General features: G+C 56.3%; 2 protein-coding genes. Both read left to right on the top strand.

Features of this window, described 5'->3' with window-relative positions; translation table 11 throughout:
* Positions 1-628: helix-turn-helix domain-containing protein (locus NW827_RS10060; protein ID WP_414503641.1), on the top strand; the 628-nt coding region annotated here is incomplete at its 5' end.
* Entirely contained in the window at positions 625-2,154 is a 1,530-nt protein-coding gene (locus NW827_RS10055; protein WP_414404166.1) for an Hsp70 family protein, read from the top strand. The genes NW827_RS10060 and NW827_RS10055, both read left to right, overlap by 4 nt.
* Positions 2,155-2,235: the final 81 nt, after the last annotated feature.

Raw genomic sequence — 2,235 nt, 5'->3', positions numbered from 1 at the left:
GAAAAGTCATGATACCCTGCTGCGCAATCTCATGCAGGCTGCCGGTATCTCAACCTGGCGAGAGCTTCGACAAAAGGCCAAACTGAGTCGAGGAGCCCTAAATGCCCTGAGAACTGGCCAGGCCGAAAAGCTGAAGTTAGCCGATCTCAATCGAGCGGCCAGCATTTTGCAAGTGCCCTTGCCGAGCCTTATTCAAGATTTCAGCGGAATCGAGCTAGCATTGGAGCCTGCAGAAACGGCTCAGGAAGTGCAGCGGCTGCACAAACAGCTAGAACAGCAGGAAGGGCAATTGCGCCATCAAATCCGCGCCGAACTAGTGGAAAAGCTCAAGCCTCTTTTGGTGCAATACCCCACCCTGCAGCAGGTTGTGCAGAGGCGACCGGATTACCCTGCCCAGCAAGTCTTGGCTTTGCTGAACTGTCTGGGCAACTTGTTGGAAGACTGGCAGTTGGAAACCATTGGCCAGGTGTGGCAACAGGTGGCCTATGACCCAGAAAGCCACCAGGCAGATGAGGAGGATATCCAGGCGGGCGAGCCGGTCTACGTTCGCTTTGTGGGCTATCGACTTAGGGATCAAGTTTTAGTTCGAGCCAAAGTCAGTCGCACTCTACCTTCCTTGGCAGCATGACGACGTTGGCTATTGATTTTGGCACTTCCAATACGGTGGTCTGTGCCTATCAAAATCGAAAGCCGATTGTGATCGACATACCAGGGATCACCCACCGCTACGACGGCAGCCCGCCTCTAATTCCCTCGGTTCTCTTTGTCGGCCAAAACCAGCAATTTTTGATTGGGGCACCTGCCCAGGCCAAACGGGATCCCAAGCGCCTATTCAAAGGCTTTAAGCGGGATCTCTCTCAACAATTCCAGCCGGCCCCAACCTATGTGGATGGACAGGCCTACACAGCCCAAGAGGCCACGCGGATCTTTCTGCAGCAGCTTCTTGCCAAACTCAAGGCGGAGGGCTGGCAGCCCGATAAGGTGATCTTGACCGTGCCGGTGGGAGCCTACGAGGCCTATTTGCACAACCTGCAAGAGGTGTTTGGCTCCCTAGGGATCCAACAGGTTGTGTTCCTCGACGAGTCCACCGCGGCTGCTTTGGGCTACGGGGTGCAGGAACCGGGATCCCTGATTTTGGTGGTCGATTTGGGGGGCGGAACTCTCGACCTCTCTTTGGTCAAAATCTTGAAGCCAAAGCAGGGCACTGCTTACCGAGCTGAGGTCATTGCCAAAACTGACCGGGCCTATGGCTGTGGCGGCGTCGATATCGATATCTGGATTGCCGAATGGCTGCTGGAGCAGTTGGGCCGCAAGCGACACCAGGTTCCGGCCAGCAGCTTCCAGGTTCTGTGCGAGGTTGCTGAGCGGCTCAAGATCCGCCTCTCCAGCCATTCTCAGGCCAGCGAGGCCTGGCTGGATGAAGACTCCTTTGAGACCCACACCTTAACGCTTCAGCGCGAACAACTCCAGGAGCTGTTGGAAGAGCGCGGCCTGCTGACGCGGCTAAGAGAAGCCATCGATGAGGTCATCGAGAAAGCCCACAACAAAGGGATCTCTAAACGAGATATCCACCAGGTGGTGTTGGTGGGTGGCACCAGCCTCATTCCAGGGGTGCAGCATCAGGTCATTAGCCTCTTTGGCCGCGACAAGGTTAAGTACCACAAGCCGTTTGAGGCAGTGGCCCACGGCGCTCTGGCCTTCACCCAGTTTGCCCGCCTTCAAGATCATCTCCGCCATACCTACGCCCTGCGGCTCTGGAATCCCTATTTGCAGGCGCCCGACTTTTTCCCTCTCTTTAAGAGCGGCACGGCCTATCCTGCCACGGTGGAACTGCCTCCCTTGCAGGCCAACGCCAATGGACAAAGCCACATCAACCTGGTGGTTGGTGAGATGGCCGAGGAAGGGGCAACAGAAGTTGTTTACGGTCCCGACGGTCGGATGCAGATTCGTAACAGCAGCGCAGCTTCTAGCTTTCGTCCCCTTGGGAGCCACAAGCAGCTTTCCATTCCTCTCAAGCCCCCAGGGCAGGTAGGAGTGGATCGTTTGCAGGTCACCTTTGCCGTCGATGCTGGGCGAACTTTGCGGGTAACGGTAGTAGATTTGCAAACTCAAAAGACCCTTATGCAGCAGCAGGTGGTTGGGAGGTTAACTTGAGAGGGATGGCGGAAAACTTTGATCCCGTTCTGGGTGGGCAGCAATTGGCCGGCTCCGATCCGGTCATGGGAGGCTTGGTAG

Source organism: Synechococcus sp. H70.1 (assembly GCF_047502705.1).
Lineage (GTDB): Bacteria > Cyanobacteriota > Cyanobacteriia > Thermostichales > Thermostichaceae > Thermostichus.
Note: the sequence above shows the minus strand (reverse complement) of the source record. Positions and strands in the feature narration are given on the sequence as shown.